At 40.4% G+C, this 5,256-nt stretch carries 4 protein-coding genes; all 4 read right to left on the bottom strand.

Annotation, left to right across the window (positions count from 1 at the left end):
* A partial coding sequence (locus tag WAM07_RS05575) for a glycoside hydrolase family 30 protein (protein ID WP_422165456.1) occupies nt 1-763 on the bottom strand: 763 nt, incomplete at its 3' end.
* A 78-nt stretch (nt 764-841) separates the two neighbouring features.
* The gene (locus tag WAM07_RS05570) at nt 842-4,009 is read right to left on the bottom strand and encodes a cellobiose phosphorylase (protein ID WP_422165454.1); all 3,168 of its coding nucleotides are present in this window, start codon (nt 4,007-4,009) and stop codon (nt 842-844) included.
* Between the two features lie 51 nt (nt 4,010-4,060).
* A complete protein-coding gene (locus WAM07_RS05565; RefSeq protein WP_422165452.1) occupies nt 4,061-4,234 on the bottom strand; it encodes a hypothetical protein in 174 nt (57 codons plus the stop codon).
* A 700-nt stretch (nt 4,235-4,934) separates the two neighbouring features.
* A partial coding sequence (locus WAM07_RS05560; protein ID WP_422165450.1) for an HI0074 family nucleotidyltransferase substrate-binding subunit occupies nt 4,935-5,256 on the bottom strand: 322 nt, incomplete at its 5' end.

The raw sequence follows: 5,256 nt of genomic DNA, 5'->3' as shown, positions 1-5,256 counted from the left end.
AAACCGTTTTCGCTCGCTCATAGGCAATATCACGATTGTGGTCCCAAATTACGATTTTTTTATGGTCCAGTCCCTCTTTTTCTAGAGTTGGCCCTAAGTAATCCCGTACAAAATCACGCTCTTCTTCTGCTGTGTAACGACAAGAATCCCATATTTGAGTGGCATCTGGTTCATTTTGAACCGTAACTCCCCAAATAGGAATCCCCGCTTCCTCCATGGCCTTTATATACTTACTATAATAAAGTGCCCAAGCGCTCTGATACTCTGGTAAAAGCTTCCCACCATTATTCATTTCATTATTTGTCTTCATCCACGCAGGAGGACTCCATGGAGAGGAAAGAATAGTAAGATCCTCTTTCCTTGTTTTTACGGCATCCTTAATAAAAGGAATAACATATTGGTGGTCTCTTTCAATGGAAAAAGTGCGTAATTCCTCATCATCATCTTCTACATACGTGTAATTTCCCAGGGAAAAGTCGCAGCTATGAATGTGTGTTCTTCCAAGGGAATAAGCTAACCCATGCACAGGATGAAAGTAACTCTCGATGATTTCCATGCGTTTCTCTTTGGAGATTTGGGACAAGGTATAAGCTGCCGCTTCGGTAAAAGCACCACCAAACCCCATTACTGTCTGGTAGCGTTCCCCCGGTGTGATCTTTAAAGCTGGTCCTTCCTTTGTACCTTTTTCTTTAAATGGAAGCATTCCCTTTTCTGCTAAACGGTCATTTGTACCTTTTATCGTTTGGATCAATTTTGCATCCATGTTGGACCCCCTGTATTTCAATTAAATGAGCTTGTCTGTTTACGCAAGAAATAAAATGAAATCGTACATCATTTCCTCTTACGTTAATATAGTTTCTATTTTCTCAAAGTCTCTATTTCGAACTTTCTCAGCCAAAGAACCTTGAATCTTCTCCCCATCCACTGTGGTGGTTCCTTCTTCATTGTGAAGAAGATAACGTGTCACTTTGGCTCCTTTATCACCAAATGTAGATTTCCTATTTTCATTATGATAAGTAACCTCAATCTCACCCAGGAATGTAAAACTTACTTGGTTCTGTTCATCAAACAACCATTCTGGAAGGAGTGGTTGAAGCTTTAGGGATAATTCACCTTCTTCAACAGAAAATATACTTTTACCGGCCATCATGGTTTGCCATATGGACAAAAACTCAGCCGTTGTTCCACTTAATCGCGCCACAAACCCTCTACCGTGCATACTTTCATCAGGATTGACGCTACTTGCGATAAAGGAAGAATTCTCTAAGGTACTTCTTCCATATACGGATGGATCCATAAATGGTGGTAATGCGTTTTTCAAATCTTCAAAGAAGTCTTCATATATACCAGCACTTAACAGACTTAATAAATATTTAAATTCCATGTGCATGAATACAGACTCCCGCTCTAACCACCCCGGGGTAAATGCTCGTGCACGGCCAAGCTCATAGCTCATGTCCTCTAATGACGTAGATGTCTTATACATGCCTAGCTGTTTATCATATATATCTGACTGACGTACTTGCTGGTGCAGTTCCCTTGCTTCTTGAGCATTCATTCCTTTTAATGCTCGTGCCGGTCCTTCCAAAAAGTGAGGAAGTACATGAACCTGGAAACGTTGAACATCCACAAGCGAATAGCCTTTTTGATTCTTCTTAACTTGACCTTCCCCATCTTTTTGAACCTCAAATTGATCCGCTTCGTAATAAAAGTACGTGGGAACCAGGCCTTCGCCGAGCTCTTTCGCCTTTTCTATTCCAGTATCTACTTTCTCCATAAATAACTGAAGCAGTTCCTGAACCTCAGAAGCTGATATCGATTCTTCTTTTCCATCTAGATTATACTTAATCGCTTCTCGATAAGATTCTCTAGCTGTTGATACGGTATCCCAGTATTCAAAGGAGGAGAGGTTTGGCTGTAACGCTTCTTTAATCTCTTGTACCATAGTAAAGACCTCAGCTGGTAAAACCGTATTCTCTTTATGCTCACAATCCACCAGAAATTGAAGTAACCGCTTCAACTCTACTGTTTCACTCATCCCTGAACCAAAAATTCCTGGAAGTCCATTCATGGAATCATTCCATCCAGGTTTATTCGCCTCCATTTCAACTCCCATACCATAAGGGTCTAGTGTCGCGAATTTCATTAGGGCCAACGAAAACAGTTTCGAGAACAGGGTACTTTCATATACTTGTCCATCCTTTGTCTTCAACCAGTTTCCACCCGTGGTTTCATGGCTTTCGGTGAGGGCCCCATACTGCCGAACCTTATCTCCTGCTAATACATATTTTTCTGAACGCGGATTGATGAAAGCTGGACTATGAAAATAACGATAAGAACGATCATGAAACAATAAATGTTGTTTTTGATCTGGATATACTTTTAGATAATTAATGATTAAATCTAAGTTATACGTCCAATGATCAACCCAGTACCCTTCCCCGAACTCTGCATCGATTTCCTGTGTACTATGAGAAAGTACTGTTCTTAAAAACGCTTCCGGTGAGACTTCCAAACTTATATTCCGGTCCACAACCGATTGCATAATAGCACCTGGTGTAAACGACATCCCCAACAGGTTACTCATATATTCGAAATCGTCCTGACGGGTGAACAGCCTTTGTAACCATGACCAGTCTCCCTGTTCGGTCACCTCAAAGCGTGCTCCCTTTACAACTAGCGGGTTATAACCATCTGCTTGAATCAAACTCATAAATAGCTTTATATTGTAATCTCCCACTTCAGGCTTGAAGAAGACGTCATTCCGGCGATTTTGATTCACATCCCGAAAGTTTCCATTCCCTTGTGAGAAAAACTCCGGTGCCACAGAAAAGAAATTGTAATCTCGTTCCAGGTCCCCATGTTTACGAGAATAGACATAGTAGAGAAACGGCTCTTTGTTATTCTCTAGTAAAATCGGATATCCACCACGTAGTACGTTATCTAAATAGCTCTGCTTCGCGTACGCATCAAACATGTCACTTCCGGTATGAGAATGGACATCGCTTGTTAATTCATCCACAAGCAGTTGTGCTTCCTTATACTTCCTATCAAAATAAGCGGCTGAACTAATTTCAGATTGCTTCTCTTCCAAAATAGTAAGGTCATTCACGTGACCAATCATCGTATGTAAATTCGTAGATTCATTCAGGGATAAAACACTTGAAAAAGCTGAAAAACCACACGGCACCTTGTTTGCCGTAATTTGCTTCGCTTGTAAAAGGTCCTGTACCGAATTACTTTCAAACCTTTCCGGAAAGCGTAACGACGTATTTTCACCAAAAAGAATGGATGCATCTACAATAGGCTTTAGCAGTGAGCCATCCTCTACAAAGCTTGCATAAAAATGCCCTTTTGTGACTTCCTCCACTTCAGCTGTGTCCTGTGTTGAGGAGCGGACACGATAATAGGGAATGTGATTCTCTACATTAAATACATCCATCCAGCTTTTCAGTGTGTTCCCTACTGCTTTATAAGCTGCATCCTCTATTCCAAAAGGAATTATGGCAGGTAACCCATCTACAATCTCAAGACTTATTTCCTCATCCGAGATATTTTCTACCTCCACTTTACGCATTAAAGCCGAGAAGTTTTCCTGTGGTAACGTAAAATAAGTCACGTTCGTTTGAATTCCATAGTCTTCGTTTCGTTCTGTTATGATGAGTTCGTTTTCTTTTATATACATGTTCCTGGTTACGGTTTGTTTCGAATCCGTATTAAATGGTTCGAATAGGAAGCTTTCCTGGTTACGCTGAACCTTAATGAACGTGCGGAAGCCATTGGTTGAAACGCGCTCATAAGCCTGGTTGGCAGGAAAAAACTCTGTGATCGCATTATCTTTATCTTGTATCCCGAAACTCACCATCCCTTGCCCTCTGTTCACATAAAACGCCCACATCGGAGCCCCATACAACCCGGCTATGCCCGGTAAAAAACTCGAAAACGTCTTAGCCCGATCAAACTCTTCTATAACAAAATACTTTTCCTCATTAAACGCATACTTTACCATGAATGAACCCCTCTCTATTCTTTAATGGCTTTATAATAATATGGTCAATACTTAAAACCAGCGAGCCTCATGCCCCTGCCACTTCTCCAACACAATGAACCCGCCCTTCAAAAGATAGCTTGATTTCGCGTATTCCGAATAGTTCACATATGCTACAAGCTCATTATCTTTTGTAAATGTAGAAAAAGCCTTTTTCTTATGTAGGAATAAGGTGAAGGTAAGCATCCTTCACCCCTCTTTCTTTTTATCAAAAATTATACGAAAGCGGTTTCGATAATATTGTAACACATCTTATCCTTTAACTGACCCTGCGGATATACTGCTAATGATATATTTAGAGAAGAATACCTCAAGAATCCCATTAATACGCTGGACTCAACTGCTGTTATTAATTTAGACAGGCAAAGAATCTGATGAAAGAGATGCACCTGGAAATGACTACACAGCAAATTAAAATGATGTACACGAAAGTGCATGGCACCAAAGGAGCGGCGCCCAGTTCAAACTTCAGAGAAATGAAAATGGAGGAAAAATAACACTTCAAAAAAAGCTGGCCTATCATCCGTTTTTTGGATGATAGGCCAGCTTTTTTAAAATATTGTCCATTCATTTAGTGAAGGCTATTAAAACCTTTAATACAAGGTGGTTGAGCGGTATTACATCATGCTGCCCATTCACTCGTGCTATTTAATAGGACAATAATAAGACCCACCGAACTTTGTTATATCAAGCTTTGCATAGAAAAGTTAATATATAAACCACAATACATTTTAATACTTTATGAACAGTATCGAGTCAAAATCCAGTCACCAAAAAAGCACCTAGATTTCAGAATAAAGAAAACTGGGCATTTTACCATTGGGGCTAATGCATTTTTTTAAAATTTGGTTCACTAACTAGAAGTAGCTAAGACTTTATCTAATAGCTATTCCTTCACTTTACCATTCATCCGTTCAACCCACTGATGGAGAAAGTTATTATACCGAGGCAAGTTTTGGTGGATTTTATTTGCCACCTCTTCATTATAGGTACGGACGGTCAAATTACGATCATTCACCATTTCCAAAGCCAGAACGGCCTCTTCATCCTCCAACAAGTGGACCGCCCTGCAACTGCGAATGACGCCCTTCGGTGAGCCGGCATCCAGCCCTTCTATGTCATATAAATATTGCTTAGTCGCTTTCCAACTAGCCTCGAAAGAGAATTTAAATCGTTGAATAGCTGCATCTCGCTCCACATCATTCGGG

Origin of the sequence: Halobacillus sp., from assembly GCF_049282395.1 — a bacterium.
Lineage (GTDB): Bacteria > Bacillota > Bacilli > Bacillales > Halobacillaceae > Halobacillus.
The sequence above is the reverse complement of the archived record's forward strand: the minus strand, read 5'-3'. Positions and strand labels throughout refer to the sequence as shown.